This is a genomic window from Nocardiopsis aegyptia, assembly GCF_013410755.1.
GTDB classification, from domain to species: domain Bacteria; phylum Actinomycetota; class Actinomycetes; order Streptosporangiales; family Streptosporangiaceae; genus Nocardiopsis; species Nocardiopsis aegyptia.
In genome coordinates, this window is sequence record NZ_JACCFS010000001.1 from 4968977 (window position 1) to 4991599 (window position 22623).

Genomic DNA, 22623 nt, shown 5'->3' on the forward strand with positions numbered 1-22623 from the left:
GGGCCCAGCGGGGCTCACCGGCGCCGCAGCGCGCGCACGCTCGGCGCGCACAGCGCGGCCAGGACCGCCGTCAGCGTCAGGCACGCCAGCAGCACGATCGCCGTCCCCGGGCCCACCGACGCGGCCAGCGGGGCGACCGCGACCTGCCCCACGGGCATCGCGACGAACGACCCCAGGGCGTCGTAGGAGTACACGCGCGAGAGCTTCTCCGCCGGGATGTTCTCCTGGACCGACACCTCCCACGCCACGCTGAACTGCTCCACGGCCACGCCCGCCAGGAACATCGCCGCGAACAGCAGCGGCAGCGGCGACGGGCCGGCCAGCGCGAACAGGGGCACGGTCTGCAGCAGGACCAGCCCCGTGCCGAACAGCAGCGCGCGCCGCGGCTGCCAGCGTGCCGCCGTCACCCCGCCGACCAGCAGTCCCGCGCTGTTGACCGCCATCAGCAGACCCCACGCCGTCCGGCCGAAGGAGCCGTCGGCGATCGCCGGGCCCAGGACGGCGGTGGTGGCCGACCACGACGCGTTGACCACCATGAACGCCAGCACGATGATCCACACCCACGACCGCGCGGTGAACTCCGTCCACCCCTCGCGCAGGTCGCGCAGGACGTCCCCGCCGCCGCCCGCGGGGGCCGTCGCCGGTATCCGCAGCGCGAGGAAGGACAGCCCGGCCGCGGCGAACAGGGCGCCACTGGCCGCGATCGCCCACCCCGAACCCGCGACCCCCGCCAGGACGCCGCCCGCCGACATGCCCACGAACATGCCCCCGTGCGTGCCGACGCGCACCACCGCGTTGGCCGGGCGCAGCAGGGGCCGGGGCACGGTCTGGGGGACCAGCGCCGAGGCGGCCGGCAGGTTCACCGCGCCCGCGGCACCGTTGAGCACGGCCAGCAGCATCATCAGCGGCAGGGTCGCGAACCCGCTCAGCAGCGCCAGCGCCAGCAGGACCTGGGAGGCGGCCGCGGCCGCGCACCCGCCGCGCAGCACGAGCGAGCGCGAGACGCGGTCGGCGATCACCCCGCCCAGGAGCAGCAGGGCGATGTTGGCGACCGACCGCGCGCCCACGACCAGGCCCACGGCGGCCAGTGAACCGGTCACGTCCAGCACGGCGAAGGCCAGGGCCACGGACGCCAGCCCGCTGCCGAGGAACATCAGGATCCGGCCCGCCGCCAGCGCGCGGAACGCGCCGTGCCGCAGCGGCGCCAGGACACCACCGCCCCCGCCGACACCCTCCCCGACCACCACCGCCGCCCCCGTCACCGTTCCCGTCGCCCGACCGCAGACGGGGACACGATCCCGGCCGCCGCACCGGCCGTCAACGCGTTTTCCCGCCCCGGGGCCGTCCGCGCCGCGCGCGGCCGTGCTTTGCTGTTGCGCGACCCGCGGAGCGAAGGGGTGGGGACGGCGATGGGCGAGAGGGACGCGCGGCCCGGCGGCTGCCTGAGCGTGCCGAAGGAGATCCTGGGCGAGCTGGCGGGCTACGCCCTGCTCTTCCTCCTGCTGTGGCTGCTCCCGCTGCTCGTCGCCTGGCTCGGCGTCAAGCACCTGTGGCGGATCGCCCGGCTGCGCCGCACCGGCACACGGGTGACCGGCCGGGTGGACGCGGACTTCGCGCCCCGGCGCCTCCTCCGGGGCGGGGGCCCGACGCGGGCGCCGTTCGCCTTCCACACCCCGGACGGCGTGCGGGTGGCCGCGCGCCAGCGGCTCACCCTCGGCCACAACGGGCTGCACGGAGGGCAGTGGGTGGAGATCGCCTACGACCCGGCCGACCCGGAGGACGCCGACATCGTCACGGCCCGCTCCCAGATCGCCGCCGCGACCGCACTGGTCGTGGCCGGAGCCGTGCTCATCGGGTTCTGCTACGTGCTGCCCGTGTACGCGTTCGCCGTGGACGCACGCGGATGAGCGGGCGCGACCGCCCGGTCAGCCCAGGACCCAGCTGCGGCCCTCCGCCGCGAGCTTGTCGACGAGCGTGGCACTGTCGTGCTCCTTGGCGAACAGGTGCTCGGGCCGGGTGATCGGCACGATCCACAGCCAGCGCACCGGGTCGCCCTGGAAGGCCAGACCGGAGGTGTCCGGCGGCTGGTGCTCCGGCCGCGTGACCAGCGGGGCGGGGTCCTCCAGCAGCAGGACGGCGCCCGCGCCGCCGCGCATCGCCCGGTCCTCGGGGTTGTCCAGCCACTTGACGGTGTGGCCCGTCCCGAACCAGGTGACCGCCCGCCACGGGAACGCGCCGATCCACCGGAAGATCCGGGCCGCGTGGTGGGCGGGCAGCGTCGTGGCCAGCGCCAGCTCCACCCGCGCGTGCTGGGCGGTGTTGGCCATGTACCGGTCCAGCGTGGGCATCCGCTGCCCGCACATCCCCACGGTGGACAGCACGGTGAACGGGCGCTCCGCCGTGGGCGGGCGCTCCGAGACCCGCAGCAGCGGGGGGTGGCCGTCGGAGACGTCCCAGTAGTGCCCGGCCTCGCCCACCCGCCGGTTCAGGTGGCTCAGGACCGTGCGCTGGACGCTGCGCCAGGCACCGGAGGCACGGCGCCAGTCCCAGTAGGCCTCGGCGTGCACGACGCGGGGCCACAGCTGTCCGCGCACCGAGTCCAGCTCCCAGGCGTAGGCGCTGCGGCCGATCGCCTCCCGGGCGTATCCCGGCAGCCCGCTGTCGGCCTCGGCCCAGCCGGGGATCACCGCCAGGAGGCCCTCCTCGTCGACCAGGGCCACGCCGTCGCCCTCCTCGAACCACACGGCGCGCAGGCACGCGGGATCGAACCTCGGGCGGCCCTGCGGGTGCTTGGTGTAGGCCTCCGGCATGAGCGGGGCCTGGCCCTGGTAGAGGCCGCTCGACTCGCTGGTACGGGGAGCGCTCTCATGGTTGGCCAGCCAGACGGGGACGCGGATGCGCCCGCGCGCGTCCAGGAGGTAGGCGGCCGTGGTGTGGGAGTCGCACTCGACGACCACGCGACGGCTCTGATAGGGACTGATCTCGTCGAGCAGGACGTCGATTTCGGTCACCGGCCCTCCCAGACGCCGATCGTCGCCGCATCCGCCGGCGGACCAGTCCGGTCCGTCCGGACGTAGAATCGAAGGTAGTGCCCTCTCCGGCGGAGCCGCACCGCGACCGCGTATAGGTCGTATAACGACCGCCGTTCCAGTCCGGGCATGGACCACCCACTTGTTACGGATGCTTATGCCCGCCGAGCTCACCTTTGTCGCCCCCCGCCGCGCCAAGCCGCCCCAGCACCTGGCCGACCTCAGCCCCGAGGAGCGTGCCGAGGTCGTCTCCGACCTGGGCGAGAAGCCGTTCCGCGCCAAGCAGCTGGCCAAGCACTACTTCGGCGGTCTGGAGTCGGACACCGAGGCGATGACCGACCTGCCCGCCGCCTCACGGGAACGGCTGGGCGAGGCGCTGCTGCCGACCCTGCTCACACCGGTCCGGCACATCACCTGCGACAACGGCATGACCCGCAAGACCCTGTGGAAGGCCTTCGACGGGGTGATGTTCGAGTCGGTGCTCATGCGCTACCCGGACCGCGTCACCCTGTGCATCTCCTCACAGGCGGGCTGCGGCATGAACTGCCCGTTCTGCGCCACCGGCCAGGCGGGGCTCACCCGCAACCTGTCCACGGGCGAGATCGTCGACCAGGTGGTCGCCAGCGCCCGCGACCTGGCCCGCGGCGAGGTCGCCGGCGGACCGGGCCGGATCAGCAACATCGTGTTCATGGGCATGGGCGAGCCCATGGCCAACTACAAGCGGGTCCTGCAGACCGTCCGGCGGATCACCGACCCGGTGCCCGACGGCCTGGGCATCTCCCAGCGCGGCGTCACCGTGTCCACGGTCGGCCTGGTGCCCGCCATCAACAAGCTCATCGACGAGAAGATGCAGGTGCGCCTGGCGATCTCGCTGCACGCGCCCGACGACGAGCTGCGCGACGAGCTGGTGCCGATCAACACCCGCTGGAAGGTGGACGAGGTCCTGGACGCGGCCTGGCGCTACGCCGGGACCACCGGGCGCCGCGTGTCCATCGAGTACGCGCTGATCAAGGACATCAACGACCAGGCCTGGCGCGCCGACCTCCTCGGCGAGCTGCTCAAGGGCCACCTGGTGCACGTCAACCTCATCCCGCTCAACCCCACCCCGGGGTCCAAGTGGACCGCCTCCCGCCCGGAGGACGAGCGCGAGTTCGTCCGGCGGCTGCAGTCCCACGGGGTCTCCGTCACGGTCCGCGACACCCGGGGCCAGGAGATCGACGGGGCCTGCGGCCAGCTGGCCGCGGCCGAGGGGTGATCGAGACCGGGCTGGCCTTCCTGGTCGCCCTGCTCTCCGGCCTCGTCCCGGTCCTCAACATCGAGCTCTACCTCGTGGGGGCCGTCGTCGCGGTGGACGACGGCGCCCTGGTGGCGATGGCCGTCGCGGCGGGCCTGGGCCAGACCCTGGGCAAGCTGCCGTACTACTACGTGGGCCGCGGCACGATCTCCGCGCCCTGGCTGCGCCGCAGGGCCGCCACCCCGGGCCGCTGGGCCGCGCGCGCCGAGCGCTGGCGCGAGAAGGCGCAGGAGCGCCCGGTGTGGGGCCTGGGGCTGGTCGCCCTCAGCTCCTTCGCGAGCGTGCCGCCCTTCCTGATCATCTCGGTGCTGGCCGGGGTCGTGCGCATCGGCGTGTGGCGGTTCGCCGCCATCACCTTCGTCACCCGCACCGCCCGGTTCCTCATCGTGGTCTACGCGCCCGCCTGGGCCATGTCCTACCTCCCGGGCTGAGCACCGCGCGGTCCCGCCGCACCACGCGCGCACGCGTGCCGCACACTCCACCCCAGGCCTCGGACCGAGGGCCCGTGCCCGCGTTCGCGCTTGTGGTCTGTCTTGCAAACCTCCCGTCCGGCGTCTACGCTGAGCGAAAGGTTTGCGATACAAACCGGAGGTGCGGATGCCCAGCGGACCCGACTTCGACCGACTCCGGCGGCTGCGCGCCGTCACCGCCGAGTTCCGTGACTACCAGGGCCTCAACCTCGTCCCGCCCGGGCTGCTCCTGATGAGCCTCGGCCTCCTGCACGGTCGCGGTGTGGAGCCCCTGTTCGCGGCGATCCCCGTGGCGGCGGCGACGGCCCTGTCGGTGCGCTGGTACTACCGCCGGCGCTTCGGCGTCGTCGAGGCCCTGGCCGGACGGCCCCGGATCCCGGCCCACCTCCTCCTGCTCGCCCTGCTCTGCCTCGGGGCCCTGTTCGCCGCCGACCTGGTTCCGCCGGGACCGGTGGGGACCGGGGGCCTGGTGTTCGCCGCGGCCATCGCCCTGTGCGCCTACCCGCACTGGCGCCTGCGCGTCCACCACCTGGTGGTCGGCGCCGTGCTGGCGGCGGCGAGCCTGCTGCCCCTCGGGCTGTGGACACCGACGGGGGAGCACCCGCTGGGGTTCACGTCCATGGTCGTGCTGACGGTCGTCGGCGGCGCCGCCGTGTGCGTCGCGGGCCTGTTCGACCACCGCGTGCTCGTCCGCACCCTGCCGGCGGTCGGACCCGTCGGCGGGAGCTGACCATGGGGACGCCCTTCGAGGACATGGCGGACATGGACCGCCTCGTGCACGAGCCCGCCCGGTTGGCGATCACGAGCGCGCTGCTCTCCTGCGAGAGCGCGGACTTCCTCTTCCTCCAGCGGATCACGGGCCTGTCCAAGGGCAACCTGTCGAGCCACCTGTCCAAGCTGGCGGCGGCGGAGGTGGTGGAGGTCCACAAGAGCGGCGACGGCAGGCCGCGCACCACCGTCCGCCTCACCGGGCGCGGCCGGACCCTGGTGGCCGACCACTGGGACCGGCTGATGCGCCTGCACGAGGCCGCCCGGACGTGGACCGCGCCCGACGCCTGAGGCCACGGCCACGGCGGCGGGTGCGGCCATCGGCACGGACAGGGGCACGGTCAGAGGGCGCGGTCGGCCAGGCGGACGGTGGCCGCGACCACCTCGGAGCCGTGCGTCAGGGCGGCGTCGTTGTGTCCGGCGCCCGCCACCACCACCGGCTCGGCCGAGCGCGGCGCGGCGGCGGCGACGGCCAGGCTCTGCCGCGGGGGAACGATGGTGTCCGCGTCGCCGAGGACGACCGTGACGGGGCGGTCGATCCGCCCGATGGTGTCGAGCACGGGGTAGCGGTCCCACAGCAGGGCGCGGACCGGCAGGAACGGGTAGTGGTGGGCGCCGAGGTCGGCCAGTGACGTGAACGGGGAGCGCAGGAGCAGGGCCGCGGGCGGGCGCTCGGCGGCCAGCGCGGTCACCACGCCCGTGCCGAGGCTCTCCCCGAAGTAGACCGTCCGCTCCGGCGGGTGGCCGCGTGCGACGAGGAGGTCGGCGGCGGCCCGGGCGTCCGCGGCCAGACCCTCCTCGGAGGGCAGGCCCGGATTGCCCCCGTAGCCGCGGTAGTCGAAGAGGAGCACCGTGAAGCCCTCGCCCGCCAGCGCGCGGGCCAGCGGGGCGCGGGTCAGCCTGTTCCCGGCGTTGCCGTTGGCCACCAGCACGGCCGTGTCCCGGTCGGCTCCGCGCGGGGGTACGAGCCAGGCGCCCAGTTCGAGTCCGTCCGACGTCCGCAGGCGCACGTCCTCGGCCCCGTGGAGCACGCTTCCGGCCGAGGGCACGTCACCGCGCGCGGGCAGGTAGACCAGTGAGCGCTGCAGGCTCCACATGCATACTCCCAGGAGCGCGACGACGATGACGGCGGCGATCGGTACGAGCACGCGGCGGCGCCCGCGGCGCGCGGCCATGTCCGGACCTCCTCCCCGGGTCGCCTTCCCGGGGTACCTCCCCCGCGGCGGCGGTCCCGACGCGCCGGCAGCCCCGGACACGGGAGCGCGCCGCCGGCGCGGACCGGCGGCGCGCCCGCGCGCCCTCAGACGGTGGCCAGGTCCCGGCGGCGGAACCCGCCCAGGCCGACCGCCGTCGCGGCCACGGCCACGCCCAGCACCACGAGGAAGGGAGCCGCCTCGAACTCCTCGACCGGAAGCTGGGACACGATCCCGAACGGGCCGTAGTCCATCATCCACTCCGGCAGGTCCAGCAGCGGGCCGAAGATCGTCGCGACGAGGCCGTAGCCGAACCAGGCCCAGACCACGCCGACCAGCCGCGGCGCGACACCGACGAACAGCGTGGTCAGACCGATGAACATCAGCACCACCGGCAACTGTGCCGCGGCGGCCTCGGTCACCGTCCCCACCCAGTCGTAGTCCCCGGTGGCCAGGCCGGCGCCGATCCCCATGGCGGCGCCGCCCAGCAGCGTCATCACGATCGCGGCGAGCGTGCTGACCAGCATCGCCGAACCCATCCACCGGATGCGGCCGACCGCCGTGGACAGGACCAGCTCCGCGCGCCCGGACGTCTCCTCCGTCCTGGTGTGGAGCACCGACAGCATGGCGAAGGCGACCGCCGTCATCACCACGTAGAGCAGCAGCATCCCCAGGAACGCACTGGACATGTTCTGCGCGTCCAGTCCCATCCGGGCGACCAGGTCCGGGTTCTGTTCGACCATCGTGTCGATCTCGGAGATGAGTGTGCCGAAGCCCAGGGAGAACAGGGCCACGGCGGCCGTCCAGGCGAGGATCGACATCCGCTGCTGGCGCAGGTGCAGGGCGAACACCCCGTTGAGCAGCGGGCTCGCGTCGGCCGGCCCCGGCCGGGCGGCGACCAGCCCGGCGCCGACGTCGCGGCGGCCCGCCAGGGTGAACGCCACCGCGAAGAGGACGGCGATGACCACCGCGTAGAGCCCCAGCGGCCACCAGCGCAGGTCGTCGAACATCCGGGTCTGCTGGGCCCAGGCGAACGGCGAGAACCAGGACGGCGCGCTGCCGCCGCGCTCTGCGATGTCCCCGACGACACGGAAGGTGAACAGCACCCCGATCACCAGGAACGCGAGTCCGCTGGCGCCCCGGGAGTGCTCCGACACCTGTGCGCACACGGCGGCGATCGCGCCGAACGCGACCCCGGCCAGGGCCATGCCCGCGCCGAAGGCCACCGAGTCGGCGACCGCCAGGTCGTTCACGACCATGCTCAGCGCGAGCAGGGCCCCGATGACCGCGTTGACGATCGCGTTGGTGGCCAGGGCCGCCGTCATCTGGGCGCTGGGGCCTACGACGCTGGCGCGCAGCAGTTCGGCGCGTCCGCTCTCCTCCTCGGCCCGGGTGTGCCGCACCACGTGCAGGATGCTCATGACGGCGAGGGCCACGAGCAGGGTCATGGTCATCTCGTTGGCGACCATGGCGCCGAGCCCGTAGGTGTCCAGGCCGTAGCCGGGGCCGCCGAGGACGATCCCGGTCGGGGTCTCCATGACCGCCGCGCGCGCCAGGCGCTGCTCGGGGGTCTGGAACATCTCGTCGAGGGTCGGGATCGTCATCGCGAGCATGCCGACCAGGGAGACAGTCCACACCGTCATGCGGACGCGGTCGCGGCGCAGGATGAACCGGATCAGGTGGCCGGTTCCGGCGAACGTCCTCATTTCGCACCGCTCCCGTTCCCGGCGCGGTCGCCGTTCAGCGCGGCGAGCTCGTCGCCGTAGTGCCGCATGAACAGCTCCTCCAGCGAGGGCGGGTTGCTCACCAGGGAGCGCAGGCCCAGACCGGAGAGCGCACGGACGGCGCCGTCCAGCTCGGTGTTGTCGACGTCGAACGTGACGGTGTCGCCGTCCACCTCCAGCCCGTGCACGCCGGGCATGCCGCGGAGCACGGACGGGTCCCCGTCGGTGGTGGCGCGGACGGTGGAGCGCGTCAGGTGGCGCATCTCGTCCAGCGTGCCGGACTCCACGGCCACACCCCTGCGGATGATGGTGACCGTGTCGCAGAGCTTCTCGACCTCCGCCAGGATGTGGCTGGACAGGAGCACCGACCGGCCCTGCGCCTTGGCCTCGCGGACGCACTCGGTGAAGACCGACTCCATCAGCGGGTCCAGCCCGGAGGTGGGCTCGTCCAGGATGAGCAGCTCCGCGTCCGAGGCCAGGGCGGCCACCAGGGCGACCTTCTGCCGGTTGCCCTTGGAGTAGGTGCGCGCCTTCTTGCCCGGGTCGAGTTCGAAGCGGCCCAGCAGCTCCTTCTTCCGTGCGGGGTCGACCTTCCCGTGCAGCCGGCCGAGCAGGTCGATGGCCTGGCCGCCGGTCAGGTTCGGCCACAGGGCCACGTCGCCGGGCACGTAGGCCAGGCGGCGGTGCAGGGCCACGGCGTCGGTCCACGGGTCGCCGCCCAGGACGCGGGCGGTCCCGCCGTCCGCCTTGAGCAGGCCGAGCAGGACGCGGATGGCGGTGGACTTGCCGGCGCCGTTGGGGCCGAGGAAGCCGGCGACCTGGCCGGTCTCGACGGTGAGGTCGAGGCCGTCGAGGGCCTTGAACCGGCCGAAGTACTTGTCGAGTCCGCGGACGTCGATGGCGGGTGATGGCATGGGAGGTTCCTCCGTGTGGCAGGTGGCGGCCGTGCTGTGGCCTCTGGTCCGTTCAGCGCGCTTCCTCCGGGGGATCGCTGCTGTACAGGAGGTAGGCGTCGAGCATGGTGCGCTCGGTGAGCAGGCCCTCGGTGTAGACCTCCAGCGCCGGGAGCATGAGGTCGTGCGCCGAGCGCCGCAGGAGCTCGCGGAAGTCGGTGTCCGGTCCCATGCCGTGCAGCGTGAACAGCATCGTCACCGAGCCCATGCCGTTGGCGGCCAGCCAGCGTGCCCGTGCCTTGGGGTCGCGGCTGGGGCGGATGGCGCCCGCCTCCTCGCCCTTGGCCAGGTACTCCTCGATGTCCTCGACCATGTGCTCGAACAGGGCGGCGGCCATGGGCCCGCCCGTCTGCAGTGAGCGGAGCACGTAGCCCAGCAGGTCGGAGTACTCCTCCATCTCGGCCATCTGCTGGAGGAACGTCTGCTGGTCGTGCGAGGTGACCGCCTCGGTCTTGGCCTCGCGGACGGACTGGCGGACGTGGTCGTCGCAGGCCTCGCGCAGCCCGGCCTTGGACCCGAAGTGGTGCAGGACCAGGCCGGGGGAGACCCCGGCGCGCTCGGCGATGGTCCGAACGGTGACGTCGAACCCGTGCCGGCCGAAGCACTCGACGGCCGCGTCGCGGATGCGTGCGCGTGCGGTGAGGTCCTCGTCCCGGTCGGGAGGGCGCCTCGGTGTTGAACCCATGTTCAATAGCTTAAACACGTGTTCAGCTTCCTGGCAAGCCGGTCAGCCGCGTTCGGTTCCGGAGCCGTACACTCGGGGCACGCCAACCGAGTAGAGGAGTGGTCCGATGGTGCGGGTCGCGGTCGCCCAGTTCGCCCCCGGTCAGGACAAGTCGGAGAACCAGCGGTCGGTCGCGGAGCTGGCCGGACGTGCGGCGGCCGACGGGGCCGACGTCGTCCTCTGCCCGGAGTACGCGATGTTCACCGCACCGCGCACCGACCACCGCTACGTCGAGGCGGCCGAGCCGCTGGACGGCCCCTTCGTCGCCGCCGCGGCCGAGACCGCGCGCAAGGAGGGCGTCCACCTCGTGGTGGGGGTGAACGAGACCGCCGGTCCCACGCACTTCACCAACACCCTGGTGGCCCTGTCCCCGCAGGGCGAGCGGATAGCGCACTACCGCAAGATCCACCTCTACGACGCCTTCGGCGTGCGCGAGTCGGACGTGGTCGCCCCCGGCCCCATCGAGGAGCCGGAGACCTTCACCGTCGACGGTGTCGTGTTCGGCCTACAGACCTGCTACGACCTGCGCTTTCCCGAGGTGACCCGACGGATCGCCGACGCCGGCGCGCACGTGGTCCTGCTGGCCGCCCAGTGGGTGCCGGGCCCGCTCAAGGAGGAGCACTGGCGCACCCTCGCCCGCGCCCGCGCGGTGGAGAACACCGTGTACGTGGCGGCGGCGGGCCAGGCGGCGCCGACCGGAGCGGGCAACAGCATGGTGATCGACCCGATGGGCACCCCGGTGGCGGCCCTGGGGGAGCAGGCCTTCGCGGTCGCCGCGGCCGGGGTTTCGGCCGCAAGGGTGGACGAGGTTCGCGTGACCAATCCGAGCCTGTCGATGCGCCGATTCGGCGTCGTTCCGCGCGCCTAGGCCGAAGGTCCCGAGCTCCACCCCCTGGGGAGTAAGGGACGAAGGGCGGTAAAGATCCTCTGTGACCTGGGGTCTTCCCAGACTTCGTTACTTAGGGTTATGATTGCCGTGCACGGAGTGATTTCGATTGGTCCGGGGCCTTCCGGACGCCCACAGACTTTGATTCACTTGAGAGCCGGTATCTATCGGCCCGCCAGACTGTCCTAAACCACGGGGGGAGCAAGGACATTGCGCGGAACGAGCACGATGTGCCAACCAGACACGCGGTCCGATCACTCGTCGGGCCTCCACGTCTACGACCCAGGGCTGCTGAGTCAGGCGCAGTGCGAGGGGGACGCCTGCGTCGCCTGCCACACCAAGTGGCCCCGCCCCCGCCGGGTCCTGGGAGTACTGCCGGACGGAGGCCCCGTGTTCGGCTGTGACGAGTGCGCCTCGATCATCGGCGCCGAGTCCCGGATCCCCGCCCGCGAGGTGATGGTGGCCGCCCGCTAGGGCGAGGGGCCGCCGCACGCCCGGGGGCGTGGCACGGCGGGGGCGCGCTCCGCGGAGCACGCCCCCGCCGCGAAGGTCGGGAGGTACGGTCGCGCTCCGGGTCCAGGGGGAGAATCGGACCCGGAGCGCTTCCGCTGACGCGCCCGCTTCCATGGGGAGGAGGGGAAATGAGCGCGTCTATCCCGGATGGTCTCCGGTCGCCGCCGCGGCAGCCGAACACGTGCTGTGAGGGGCGACCGTCACCAACGATACTCCGTGTTGTCCACCACCGACCGTCAGTGAGAGACATCCATCCGTTAATTCCATGAACTTCGGACTACCCGTTGGTGGGGAAGCCCAGGTTGACGCCGCCCTCCGGCCGCTTGCCGGGGTCGGTCCAGCGCGCGGTGACCGCCTTGGTCCGGGTGTAGAAGTGCACACCCTCCGTGCCGTGCGCGTGCGAGTCGCCGAAGAGCGACTGCTTCCACCCGCCGAACGAGTAGTAGGCCATCGGCACCGGAATGGGCACGTTGATGCCGACCATGCCGACCTCGACCTCGTTCTGGAACCGGCGGGCCGCGCCCCCGTCGTTGGTGAAGATCGCGGTGCCGTTCCCGTACGGGTTGTCGTTGATCAGCTTCACGGCCTCGTCGTAGTCCCCCACGCGCAGCACGCTCAGCACCGGGCCGAAGATCTCGTCCCGGTAGCAGGACATCTCGGGCCCGACGTGGTCGAGCAGGGTCGGGCCCAGCCAGAAGCCGTCCTCCCCGCCGCCCAGCACCGGGTGCACGCGGCCGTCGATCGCCAGCGTCGCGCCCTCGCGCACCCCCGACTCCAGGTACGAGGCCACCTTGTCCCGGTGCTCCCGGGTCACCAGCGGGCCCATCTCGCTGCGGTCGTCGTCGCCGGGGCCCACCCGCAGGCGGGAGACGCGCTCGCGGATCTTCTCGACCAGCTCGTCGGCGACCGACTCCACGACCGTGATCGCGGAGATGGCCATGCACCGCTCACCGGCCGAGCCGAACCCGGCCGAGACCGCCGAGTCCGCCGCCAGGTCCAGGTCCGCGTCGGGCAGCACCACCATGTGGTTCTTCGCCCCGCCCAGCGCCTGCACGCGCTTGCCGTGCTCGGCGGCGGTCCGGTAGATGTACTGCGCGATCGGGGTGGAGCCGACGAAGCTCACCGCCGCGACGTCCGGGTGCTCCAGCAGGGCGTCCACAGCGGTCTTGTCGCCGTGGACCACGTTGAACACGCCGTCGGGCAGACCCGCCTCGGTCCACAGCTCGGCGATGAGCAGCGACGCCGACGGGTCCTTCTCGCTGGGCTTGAGCACGAAGGTGTTGCCGCAGGCGATCGCCACCGGGAACATCCACATCGGGACCATCGCCGGGAAGTTGAACGGCGTGATGCCGGTGACCACGCCGACCGGCTGCAGGATCGAGTAGGAGTCCACGCCCGTGGACACGTTCTCGGAGAAGCCGCCCTTGAGCAGGTGCGGGATGCCGCAGGCGAAGTCCACGACCTCCAGGCCGCGCGCCACCTCGCCCTGGGCGTCGGAGAACACCTTGCCGTGCTCGGCGCTGACCAGCTCCGCCAGCCGGTCCTTGTTCGCGCTGAGCAGCTCGCGGAACCGGAACAGGACCTGCACCCGCTTGGACAGCGAGGTGTCGCGCCAGCCGGGGAAGGCCTCGCGCGCGGAGGCGACCGCGGCGTCGACCTCCTTGGCCCCGGCCAGGTCCACGGTGCCCGTGACCCGGCCCGACGCCGGGTTGTAGATGTCCCCGCGGCGCTCGGCGGCGCCGTCGAAGAGCGCCCCACCGATCCAGTGGGTGACGTGCTTGCTCATACTTCCTCTTCCTCGGTGTTGTCGCTGGGGCGTGTGCGGCGGGCGCGTGCCGTGGGGCGGGACGCTCAGGCCTGGGCGTCGACCGCGCGGACGGAGTCGAGCAGGACGTCGCGGCCCTCCGCCGCCTCCTGCGCCGACAGGGTCAGGGGCGGGGCCATGCGGAGCACGTTGCCGTGCACGCCGCCCTTGCCGATCAGCAGGCCGCGTTCGCGGGCGGCCTCCAGCACGCGGCCGGCCAGGGCCGGCGACGGTGCGCCGGTCGCGGGGTCGACCATCTCCACGGCGAACATCAGGCCCTTGCCGCGCACGTCCTTGACGCTCGGCAACTCGGTGAGGGCCCGCAGGCCGTCGGTGATCAGCGCGCCCTGACGCAGCGCGTTGCCCTGCAGGTCGTGCTCCAGGACGTAGTCGAGGGTGGCCCCGGCCGCGGCCATGGACACGGGATTGCCGCCGAACGTGGCCACGCCCAGCGCGCCCAGCCGGTCCATGAGGTCCCCGCGCGCCACGACGCCGCCGACCGCGTAGCCGTTGCCGAGCCCCTTGGCGAAGGTCATGGCGTCGGGAACCACGCCGTGGTTGCCGATTCCGAAGAAGCTCGTCCCGGTACGGCCCCAGCCGGTCTGCACCTCGTCGGAGACGAAGAGGATCCCGTGCTCGTCCAGGACCTCCTTGTAGCGGGCGTAGAGGCCGTCCGGCGGCATCGCGAACCCGCCCACGCCCTGGATCGGCTCGGCGATCAGACAGGCCACGTTGGGCGCGGTGGTGTCCAGGACGTCGCGCAGGTCGGCGACGCAGGCGTCGACGTACTCCTGCTCGGACATCCCGCGGAAGGCCGGGGCGGCGTGGTCGGTGCCGTGCAGGTAGTGCACGTTCAGCGGCGACAGGGACGAGTTCTTCCACGCCCGGTTGCCGGTCACCGCGACGGTGCCGAACGAGCGGCCGTGGTAGCTGCCGCGCATCGCCAGCACCTCGTCGCTGCCGCGCGCGAAGGTGGCCAGGAGCAGGGCGGTCTCGTTGGCCTCGGTCCCGGAGTTGGTGAAGAAGACCTTCGCGTCCGGGATGCCCGACAGGCGGGCGATCTTCTCGGCGAGCTCGACCTGGTTGCGGATCAGGTACAGGGTGGAGGTGTGCACCACGCCCTTGGCGATCTGGCGCTCCACCGCCTCGCGGACCTCGGCGACGTCGTAGCCGAGCATGTTGGTGACGATGCCGGTGAAGAAGTCGAGATAGGTGTGGCCGTCGGCGTCCGTGACGCGGGAGCCCTTGCCGCTGACGATCTCCAGCGGGGACTCGTAGTACAGGGGCAGCCAGGAGGGCATGACCGCGCGGTGGCGCGAGAGAAGTTCGGACATGACCCCAGTCTCACCCCGCCCCGGGCGCTTGGCCAGGATCAGTGTGTTGACAACATGGTGGCCGGTTTTACGGTCTGTAAGACAGGTTCCCCGCGGGCGGAACCGGTGGTCAGAGCGCCTCCCTCGGTCGCCAATGTGTAAGGCGATTCGTCCGGGAGGCGACACCCCGTCCTAGAATGTGCGGGTGCTACCCACTCTCGCCGAGGTTCTGAGCCTGCCCGCCCTCCAGCGCGCCCGCCCTCGTGTGGTGGTCGGATCCGAGTATCTGGACGTGGCCGTGCGCTGGGTCCACATCGCCGAGGTCACCGACCTCGCCCACCTTCTGCGCGGGGGCGAGCTGGTGCTGAGCACCGGTATCGCCATGCCCGACGACCCCGACGCCCTGCGCCGCTACATCGACGACCTGGCCGCGGCCGGGGTGAGCGGGATCGCGGTCGAACTCGGCCGCAAGTACCACGCGGAGCTGCCGACCGCCTTCCTCGACGCGGCCCGCGACGCCCGCGTGCCCGTCATCCAGCTCGACCGCGAGGCCCGGTTCGTCGAGATCACCGAGGCCGTCCACGTCCGCGTGGTCAACCAGCAGCTGGAGGAGCTGCGCGAGTCCGAGAAGCTGCACTCGGTGTTCACCCAGCTCTCCGTCGAGGGCGCCGACACCGCGCAGATCCTGCACGAGGCCGCCCAGCTGTCCGGCTGCCCGGTCGTCCTGGAGAACCTCACCCACCAGGTCCTGGCCTGTGACCTCAACGGCGAGGACCCGGGCACGCTGCTGACCTCGTGGGAGAGCCGCTCGCGCGCGATCCGCTCCGGCTCCCGCACCGTCCACAACCCCGCCACGGGCTGGCTGGTCACCATGGTCGGCGCGCGCGGCCAGGACTGGGGGCGCCTCATCCTCATCGCGGGGGCGGCGCCGACCCCGCGCCAGAGCATGCTCATCGAGCGCGCCGCCACCACGCTGGCGCTCGGCCGGCTCCTGGAACGCCACCAGGAGAGCCTGGAGCGCCAGACGCACCGGACGATCATCGCGGGCATCATCGACCGGGCCTACTCCGACCCGGAGGAGGCCCTGGTACGGGCCCGCGCGGTCGGCGTTCCGCTCAAGGGCCGGGCGCTGGTCGGCCTGGTCCTGCGGTTGCGGGAGAGCGGCACCGGCCTGGCCGCCCAGGCCCGCCTGTCCGACACCGCCGAGGGCGCGGCGCGCGCCTGCCGCGAGCTGCGCCTGCCCGCGCTGGTGGGCTCGCTCGACGACCTGCGGGTGGGCGTCCTACTGGCGCTGCCGACCAAACAGCGACTGGACCCCACACTGCACATGCTCGCCGACCGCGTCCACCAGGCGGTCGGCGGCGCCGCCGTGCTCGCGGTGGGATCGTCGGCGGACGACATCCGCGAGGTGCGGCGCTCCTTCCTGGAGGCCCGCCAGGTCGGCGACGTCGCCATCCGCCAGAGCGACCAGCGGCCGTTCTACCGGCTGCCCGACCTGCACGTGCGCGGCCTGCTGCACCTGTTCCGTGACGACGAGCGGCTGCAGACCTATGTGGAGCGGGAGCTGGGGCCCCTGCTGGACCACGACGCCCGGCACGCCGGTGACCTCACCGACATGCTGCGGTGCTACCTGGGGGCGGGACGCAACAAGGCGCTGGCGGCGAGCCGGGCGCACCTGTCGCGGCCGGCCTTCTACGAGCGGCTGCGCCGGATCGCCAACATCCTCGACGCCGACCTGGAGTCGGTGGAGACCTGCCTGTCACTGCACGTGGCCCTGCTGTCGCTGGACTCGGTCCGGGACGAGCGCTGAGCAGCACGAAGACCCGGGCGGGGATGCTCCCTCCACCCGTAACAGAACCGTGCAGTAACTTTGATTCCGTTGTCGGTCGTGTTCGCGGCGGTGTTTTCCGCCCTTGGCCGCACCGCGTATTCTCGGATTCCTTCGGAACCAACGGAGAGCCTCGTGAGTGAGCAGTCGGATCCGGGCCACCCCCGGCGCAACAACGGCGTCGTGCTCGACGACACGGCCAAACGCATCATCGAGGTGCTCCAGGAGGACGGCCGCCGGTCCTACGCCGCCATCGGCAAGACGGTCGGGCTGTCCGAGGCGGCCGTGCGCCAGCGCGTCCAGCGGCTGCTGGAGGCGGGCGTGGTCCAGGTGGTGGGCGTCACCGACCCCATGATGCTGGGGTTCAGCCGCCAGGCGATGATCGGCGTGCGCACCAACGGGGACCTCAACGTCGCCGCCGACGCCATCTCCGACATCGAGGGCGTGGAGTACGTGGTGATCACCGCGGGCTCGTTCGACCTCCTGGTCGAGGTGGTGGCCGAGGACGACCCCAAGCTGCTGGACATCCTGGCCGACATCCGGTCGGTGGACTCGGTGGACACCACCGAGACCTTCCTCTACCTCAAGCTGCGCAAGCAGACCTACGCCTGGGGCACGCGCTGAGCGGGCGCCCCTCCCGCTGACGGGCCTCACGCGCGGTGCCGGAAGCGGCGTTCCACCTCCGCGCCCACCCGCTCGAACGAACGCAGGACGCGTTGGACGGCCAGCCGCTCCGCCTTGTCCGGACGAAGGACGGCGGAGACGTGCCGCGCGGACGGCAGGCCGGTGAGTTCGCGCAGCACCAGTGCCCCGCCGTCCGGGGCGGCGGCCGGCGTGGTGAAGCGCGGCAGGACGGCGACCTGGTCGCCCGACGCCACCAGCGCCTCGATCAGCCGGTTGTCCACCAGCCGCTGGACGACGCGCAGCTCGCGGCCGGTCACCTGCGCGATCATCCGCAGCACCGTGTCGAAGGGGTAGCCCTCGGGCACCCCGATCCACGCGCAGTCCACCAGGTCCCCGGGGCTGACCGAGGTGCGCGAGGCGAGCGGGTGGTCCGCGGCCATCGCGATGTCCAGGGGCTCGCGGGCCAGCGGCGCGACGGCCAGCCCCTCGGCGCCGGCGGGCCGGACGCTCGTGAGGCTGTGCGCGACGACGATGTCGTGGTCGGCGGCCAGGTCGGCGAACTCGACCTCGGCGAGGTCGACGTCGGAGCAGCGCAGCGTGATGGCGGTGTCGGCGAGTTCGCGCAGCACTTCGGGGAAGAGGAACGTGGCCGCGCTCGGCAGCGCGGCCACGGCCACCGTGCCGGTCGGCTCGCCGCGGAACGCGTCCCAGCGCGCCCTGGCCTGTTCGACGGCGGTGGCGACGGTCGCGCCGCCCTCGGCCAGGACGCGGCCGGCCTCGGTCAGCCGCAGGCCCCGGCCGGACGGCTCCACGAGTTCCGCCCCGAACTCCCGCTGGGCCGTCTTGAGCTGTTGGGAGACCGCCGAGGGGGTCCGGTAGGTCGCCTGCGCCACCGCGGTGACGCTGCCGCGTTCGGCGAGTTCGCGCAGCAGTTCCAGATGTCGGACGTCCATGTAGGCAGCCTACAGAGTGGGTGTCGAAACTATTGATTGTGCTTAAGGGAAAAGGCTGCTGATCTAGGACACATGCCGATCCGTCACCGCCTGCTCGCCGTCTCCGTCGCACTGATGTGGGGCCTCAACTTCATCGCCATCGATGCCTCGCTCGCGCACTTCCCCCCGTTCTTCCTGGTCGCCCTGCGCTTCGCGCTGATCGCCGTTCCGACGGTGCTGTTCGTCCCGTGGCCGAAGGTGCCGGTGCGCTGGCTGGTCGGCTACGGGCTCGGCTTCGGCACCCTGCAGTTCCTCTTCCTGTACTGGGGTATGGCCACCGGGATGCCCGCCGGCCTGGCGTCCCTGGTGCTCCAGGCGTCCGCGCCGTTCACCGTGCTGCTCGGGGCGACGTTCCTGCGCGAACGCGTCAGCGGCCGTCAGCTGGTCGGCATCGTGGTCGCCGTGTGCGGGATGGCCCTGGTGGGCTGGCAGCGCGCGGAGAACGCCACGGTCGTCCCGTTCCTGCTGACCCTGGCGGGGGCGTTCGGTTGGGCGATCGGCAACACCTGCAACCGCCTGGCGAAGCCGGCCGACCCGCTGCGCCTGACCCTGTGGATGTCCGTCGTCCCGCCGCTGCCGATGCTGGCGCTGGCACTCGCGGTCGAGGGGCCCGCGCGGATCGGGGCGTCCCTGACCTCGTTCGACGAACCCGGCGCGCTCGCCGCCGTCGCCGGTCTGGCCTACACCGTGGTGGTCGGCACCGTGCTCGGATCCGGGGTGTGGACGTGGCTGATGGCGCGCCACCCGGCGGGCGTGGTGGCGCCGTTCTCGATGCTGGTCCCGGTGGTCGGGATGACCGCCGCCTGGGTGGTCCTGCGCGAGACGGTGAGTCCGGGCGAGCTCATCGGGGGCGCGTTGGTCGTGGGCGGCGTGCTGCTGGGCAGCACCCGGCGACGCGCGCCACGCGTGCCGGTGCCGGATGTCCGCGAACCAGGAGAGCCCGCGACAGTGGGACCGCCCCGGAGCGGGAAGGTGGGCGCCTCCCGCCCCGGGACGGTGGATTAGGGGCCCCGAGCCCCCCGGGGCCAGGCCGCCAAGCCTGCCTCAGCCTCTGGGGTTCGCTCGGGGCGCGCCACCTGAACCCCAAGGGGTCGAAGGTGCACACGCCGCCCTGCGGGACCCCTGGGGGTGAAAGGTAGGCCGTGCAGCCCGCCCCGGCCACAGGGGGTGAAAGGGGGCCGTGCAGCCTGGCTCAGTCCCAGGGGGGTTGGCCGGGCCAAAGCGAGGAACGAGCGGAGGCCCAAAGGAAGCACAGTGAGGGCGCCGACGGGTCCTGGAGTGCACTGGAAGGGCCGAAGGCCCCGTCCTACAGGCGTCCGAAGGCCTCGGCCAGGATGTCCAGGCCCTCGTGCAGGAGATCGTCGCCGATCACCAGCGGCGGCAGCATGCGCACGACGTTGCCGTAGGTGCCCGCGCTGAGCAGCACCAGGCCCTGCGCGTGGCAGTACGACAGGATCTTCGCCAGGGCCTCGGGGTTGGGCGCCTTGTCCTCGCCCCGGACCAGCTCGATCGCGACCATCGCGCCGCGGCCGCGCACGTCGCCGATGACGTCGTACTTGGCGGCGAGCTCGCGCAGGCGGCCCAGCATCAGGTCGCCGATCTCCCGGGCGCGGTCGACCAGGCCGTCGGACTCGATGGCCTCCAGCGCGGCCAGGGCGGCCGCGCAGGCCGCGGGGTTGCCCCCGTAGGTGCCGCCGAGGCCGCCGCCGTGCACGGCGTCCATCAGCTCGGCGCGGCCGGTCACCGCGGCCAGCGGCAGGCCGCCGGCGATGCCCTTGGCCGTGGTGATCAGGTCCGGCACGATGCCCTCGTGGTCACAGGCGAACATGTCGCCGGTACGCGCGAAGCCGGTCTGCACCTCGTCGGCGACGAACACGATGCCGTTGGCCCGGCAGAAGTCCACGACGGCGGGCAGGAACCCGGCGCCGGGCTCGATGAAGCCGCCCTCGCCCTGGATCGGCTCGATCACCACGGCGGCGACGTTCTCCGGACCGATCTGCTTGGTGATCTGGTCGATGGCCTGGGCCGCGGCCTCGGGCCCGCAGTTCTCCGGGCCGGTCGCCCAGCGGTACGGGTAGGCCATCGGCACCCGGTAGATCTCACCGGCGAACGGGCCGAAGCCCTGCTTGTAGGGCATGTTCTTCGCGGTCAGGCCCATGGTGAGGTTGGTGCGGCCGTGGTAGGCGTGGTCGAAGACGACGACGGCCTGGCGCCCGGTGGCGCTGCGGGCGATCTTGACCGCGTTCTCCACGGCCTCCGCGCCCGAGTTGAGCAGGATCGACCGCTTCTCGTGGTCGCCCGGCGTGACCCGGTTCAGGGCCTCGCACACGTCCACGTAGGCCTCGTAGGGGTTGACCATGAAGCAGGTGTGGGTGAACCGGCCCATCTGCTCGGCGGCCCGCTCCACCACGCGGGGGTCGGCGTTGCCGACGTTGGTCACCGCGATGCCGGAGCCGAAGTCGATGAGGGCGTTGCCGTCGACGTCCTCGACGATGCCGCCGCCGGCGCGCTCCACGTAGACCGGCAGGACGCTGCCCACGCCCTGGGCGACGGCGGACGCGCGGCGCTCCTGGATCGCGCGGCTCTTCGGGCCGGGGATCTCCGTGACGATCCGACGGGACTGGACGACCTCGGTCGTGGCCATGCGGCTGCCTCCTCTGTGCTTGCTGGCTCGCTGCGCTCGCTTGGTCGGGCGCCCGGGTAGCCAGGAACCTTCGGGCCACTCCGGCGTGTTCGCTCGTTCCTCACGAACCCGCCTTCGGACCCTCCAGAACCCTGGCGGCGCCCGACCCGACCCCCATGGGCCAGGCGGTCTCAGAGAGCGACACTAGGCCGGACGGAACACGGCACACATGGACACAGTGGATAATCGACCCAGGACCCTGTGCCAATGCGGCAGGGTCCGGACGGTCGAACACGTGGAGGGGAGGCCCGATGCCCCCGACCCTGGGCGCGCTGCTGCGCACGCCCAACCTGCGGCTGTCCCTGCTGACCGGGCACGAACACCTGGACCGGAGGGTGGAGTGGGTGGCCGTCAGCGAGCTGACCGACCCCACGCCCTACCTGGCGGGCGGCGAACTCGTCCTCACCACCGGCGTGCGCTGGGCCGACGTCGCCCCCGACCCGCGCGAGTACGTCCGCCGGCTGGCCGAGCGCCGTGTGGCCGGGCTCGGCTTCGGCATCGGCGTGGTGCTGGAGCGCACCCCCGAACCGCTGCGCGCGGCGGCGGCCGAGTTCGGTCTCGCCCTGGTCGAGGTGGCCCGCGAGACCCCGTTCATCGCGGTCGGCAAGGAGGTCTCCCGGCTCCTGGCCAAGGAGGAGTACGAGGGCCTGACCCGGGCCTTCACCGTCCAGCGGGCGCTGACCCGCGCCGCGCTGTCGGGGGCCCCGGCGGTCGTGGACCGCCTGGCGCGCGAACTCGACGGCTGGGTGCTGCTCCTGGCCTCGGACGGCACCGTCCGCCACGCTGCGCCCGCGCGGGCGGCCGAGTCCGCCGCCGTCGTGGCGGCGGAACTGTCCCGCCTGCGCGGCGCCGGACCCCGCGCCAGCGTGTCCCTGACCTCGGACGGCATGCACCTCTCGGCGCAGCCCCTGTCCGCCGGGCGCCGGGTGCGCGGCTTCCTCGCGGTCGGGACCGAACGGCGGCTCGGCTCCGACGACCGCACCCTGGTCAACGCGGCCGTGTCACTGCTGTCCCTCGAACTGGAGCGCACAGCGCCGGGCCGGGGCGCCGCCTGGGGGGAGGGCGTCCTGACGGCACTGGTCACCGGGGCGCTCGACCCTCGCGCGCCCGGGGCGGCGGGCCTGCGCCGGCTGCTCCCGCCCGAACCCGTCGTAGTGGCGGTGGCCGCCGGCCTCGGCGGCTCCGGGCCGGCCGAGGGCGTGCTCGCCACCGAGCACGAGGGCCGCGGCCTGCTGCTGGCCGCCGCCGACACCCCGGACGAGGTGCTGGAGGAGGCCCTGGAGGGGCCGGTCGGGGTGAGCGAGGCGGCGGGCTACGGCGACCTGGCCCCCGCCCTGTCCCAGGCCGAACGCGCCCTGGCCGCGGCCGAGGAGGGCGACGGAGGGCTGACGCGGACGGCGGACCTGCCGGGCGGGCTGCTCGGGCTCGTGGACACGCCGGCGGGCGCGCGGATGGCCGACGACCTGCTCGCGCCGCTGACCGGTCGGCGCACGTCCGCCGAACTGCTCGCCTCCCTGCGCGCCTACCTCGCCGCCTCGGGCCGCTGGGACACCGCGGCCGACGCCCTGGGGGTCCACCGCCACACCCTGCGCTACCGGATGCGGCGCATCCGCGACCTGCTGCCGGGCGACCTGGACGACCCCGACTACCGGGCCGAACTCTGGATCGCGCTGCGCGTCCGCGGCTGACCGCCGTCACGCAGGGTGAAAGTCGGGACGTATTCCGGCATTCCAGGGATCTCGCACCGACCCGTCCGCGACAATGGACGTTGCTAGCGGGGGGTAGTCGCGCGGTCACGCGATTCGCGCGCGAGGCCGGGGGTTGT

The 22623-nt window shown here is 72.8% G+C and carries 21 protein-coding genes; 11 read left to right on the top strand and 10 right to left on the bottom strand.

The genetic code is table 11. The annotated features are described in order from the left end of the window. Positions 1–14: 14 nt before the first annotated feature. Entirely contained in the window at positions 15–1262 is a 1248-nt protein-coding gene (locus HNR10_RS22200; RefSeq protein WP_312889377.1) for an MFS transporter, read from the bottom strand. Between the two features lie 147 nt (positions 1263–1409). Between HNR10_RS22200 and HNR10_RS22205 the strand changes: the two genes are divergently transcribed. After that, the gene (locus HNR10_RS22205; protein WP_179826544.1) at positions 1410–1907 is read left to right on the top strand and encodes a DUF3592 domain-containing protein; all 498 of its coding nucleotides are present in this window, start codon (positions 1410–1412) and stop codon (positions 1905–1907) included. Between the two features lie 18 nt (positions 1908–1925). On the opposite strand, the gene HNR10_RS22210 is transcribed toward HNR10_RS22205, so the two are convergent. Further along, positions 1926–3011: a suppressor of fused domain protein gene (locus HNR10_RS22210; protein ID WP_179826546.1), complete on the bottom strand. Its 1086-nt coding sequence runs from the start codon at positions 3009–3011 to the stop codon at positions 1926–1928. A 175-nt stretch (positions 3012–3186) separates the two neighbouring features. On the opposite strand from HNR10_RS22210, the gene rlmN reads away from it, so the two are divergent. The 4 genes from rlmN to HNR10_RS22230 all read left to right on the top strand — a co-directional run bounded on the left by rlmN (position 3187) and on the right by HNR10_RS22230 (position 5852). Beyond that, positions 3187–4284, top strand: a complete 1098-nt coding sequence (gene rlmN, locus HNR10_RS22215; RefSeq protein WP_179826548.1) for a 23S rRNA (adenine(2503)-C(2))-methyltransferase RlmN — start codon at positions 3187–3189, stop codon at positions 4282–4284. Beyond that, entirely contained in the window at positions 4281–4754 is a 474-nt protein-coding gene (locus HNR10_RS22220; protein WP_179826550.1) for a VTT domain-containing protein, read from the top strand. The genes rlmN and HNR10_RS22220 overlap by 4 nt, the downstream gene beginning before the upstream one ends. Before the next feature lie 166 nt (positions 4755–4920). After that, positions 4921–5523, top strand: a complete 603-nt coding sequence (locus tag HNR10_RS22225) for a hypothetical protein (RefSeq protein WP_179826552.1) — start codon at positions 4921–4923, stop codon at positions 5521–5523. A gap of 2 nt (positions 5524–5525) precedes the next feature. Further along, the gene (locus HNR10_RS22230; protein WP_179826554.1) at positions 5526–5852 is read left to right on the top strand and encodes a transcriptional regulator; all 327 of its coding nucleotides are present in this window, start codon (positions 5526–5528) and stop codon (positions 5850–5852) included. Between the two features lie 50 nt (positions 5853–5902). Here HNR10_RS22230 and HNR10_RS22235 read toward each other — a convergent pair whose 3' ends face one another. From HNR10_RS22235 to HNR10_RS22250, 4 genes are all read right to left on the bottom strand, one after another. Further along, entirely contained in the window at positions 5903–6736 is an 834-nt protein-coding gene (locus tag HNR10_RS22235; RefSeq protein ID WP_179826556.1) for an alpha/beta hydrolase, read from the bottom strand. A gap of 125 nt (positions 6737–6861) precedes the next feature. Continuing rightward, complete coding sequence (locus tag HNR10_RS22240; RefSeq protein WP_179826558.1) at positions 6862–8460, bottom strand: ABC transporter permease; 1599 nt, start codon at positions 8458–8460, stop codon at positions 6862–6864. Next, positions 8457–9392, bottom strand: coding sequence for an ABC transporter ATP-binding protein (locus HNR10_RS22245; protein WP_179826561.1), 936 nt, complete (start codon positions 9390–9392; stop codon positions 8457–8459). The genes HNR10_RS22240 and HNR10_RS22245 overlap by 4 nt, the downstream gene beginning before the upstream one ends. Positions 9393–9444: 52 nt before the next feature. After that, positions 9445–10116, bottom strand: a complete 672-nt coding sequence (locus tag HNR10_RS22250) for a TetR/AcrR family transcriptional regulator (protein WP_179826564.1) — start codon at positions 10114–10116, stop codon at positions 9445–9447. Positions 10117–10222: 106 nt separating this feature from the next. Between HNR10_RS22250 and HNR10_RS22255 the strand changes: the two genes are divergently transcribed. Then, positions 10223–11023: a carbon-nitrogen hydrolase family protein gene (locus HNR10_RS22255; RefSeq protein WP_179826566.1), complete on the top strand. Its 801-nt coding sequence runs from the start codon at positions 10223–10225 to the stop codon at positions 11021–11023. Positions 11024–11269: 246 nt separating this feature from the next. After that, complete coding sequence (locus HNR10_RS22260) at positions 11270–11515, top strand: hypothetical protein (RefSeq protein ID WP_179826568.1); 246 nt, start codon at positions 11270–11272, stop codon at positions 11513–11515. A 316-nt stretch (positions 11516–11831) separates the two neighbouring features. Here the strand turns inward: HNR10_RS22260 and HNR10_RS22265 are convergent, their stop codons facing one another. Then, the gene (locus HNR10_RS22265) at positions 11832–13340 is read right to left on the bottom strand and encodes a CoA-acylating methylmalonate-semialdehyde dehydrogenase (protein ID WP_179826570.1); all 1509 of its coding nucleotides are present in this window, start codon (positions 13338–13340) and stop codon (positions 11832–11834) included. Positions 13341–13405: 65 nt separating this feature from the next. Continuing rightward, positions 13406–14692 (bottom strand): aspartate aminotransferase family protein, encoded by a 1287-nt coding sequence (locus HNR10_RS22270; RefSeq protein WP_179826572.1) that lies wholly within the window; start codon positions 14690–14692, stop codon positions 13406–13408. Positions 14693–14876: 184 nt separating this feature from the next. Here HNR10_RS22270 and HNR10_RS22275 point away from each other — a divergent pair, with 184 nt between their 5' ends. Both HNR10_RS22275 and HNR10_RS22280 read left to right on the top strand, forming a co-directional pair. Next, positions 14877–16481, top strand: a complete 1605-nt coding sequence (locus tag HNR10_RS22275; RefSeq protein ID WP_179826574.1) for a PucR family transcriptional regulator — start codon at positions 14877–14879, stop codon at positions 16479–16481. A gap of 153 nt (positions 16482–16634) precedes the next feature. Further along, the gene (locus HNR10_RS22280) at positions 16635–17123 is read left to right on the top strand and encodes an Lrp/AsnC family transcriptional regulator (protein ID WP_179826576.1); all 489 of its coding nucleotides are present in this window, start codon (positions 16635–16637) and stop codon (positions 17121–17123) included. A 26-nt stretch (positions 17124–17149) separates the two neighbouring features. Here HNR10_RS22280 and HNR10_RS22285 read toward each other — a convergent pair whose 3' ends face one another. Beyond that, a complete protein-coding gene (locus tag HNR10_RS22285; RefSeq protein WP_179826578.1) occupies positions 17150–18076 on the bottom strand; it encodes a LysR family transcriptional regulator in 927 nt (308 codons plus the stop codon). 72 nt (positions 18077–18148) lie between these two features. Between HNR10_RS22285 and HNR10_RS22290 the strand changes: the two genes are divergently transcribed. After that, positions 18149–19120 carry an EamA family transporter gene (locus HNR10_RS22290; RefSeq protein WP_179826580.1) on the top strand — a complete coding sequence of 324 codons (972 nt, stop codon included), beginning with the start codon at positions 18149–18151 and terminating at the stop codon, positions 19118–19120. 301 nt (positions 19121–19421) lie between these two features. On the opposite strand, the gene gabT is transcribed toward HNR10_RS22290, so the two are convergent. After that, positions 19422–20759, bottom strand: a complete 1338-nt coding sequence (gene gabT / locus HNR10_RS22295; RefSeq protein ID WP_179826582.1) for a 4-aminobutyrate--2-oxoglutarate transaminase — start codon at positions 20757–20759, stop codon at positions 19422–19424. A gap of 290 nt (positions 20760–21049) precedes the next feature. On the opposite strand from gabT, the gene HNR10_RS22300 reads away from it, so the two are divergent. Further along, positions 21050–22486 (top strand): PucR family transcriptional regulator, encoded by a 1437-nt coding sequence (locus HNR10_RS22300; protein ID WP_179826584.1) that lies wholly within the window; start codon positions 21050–21052, stop codon positions 22484–22486. Positions 22487–22623 lie beyond the last annotated feature (137 nt).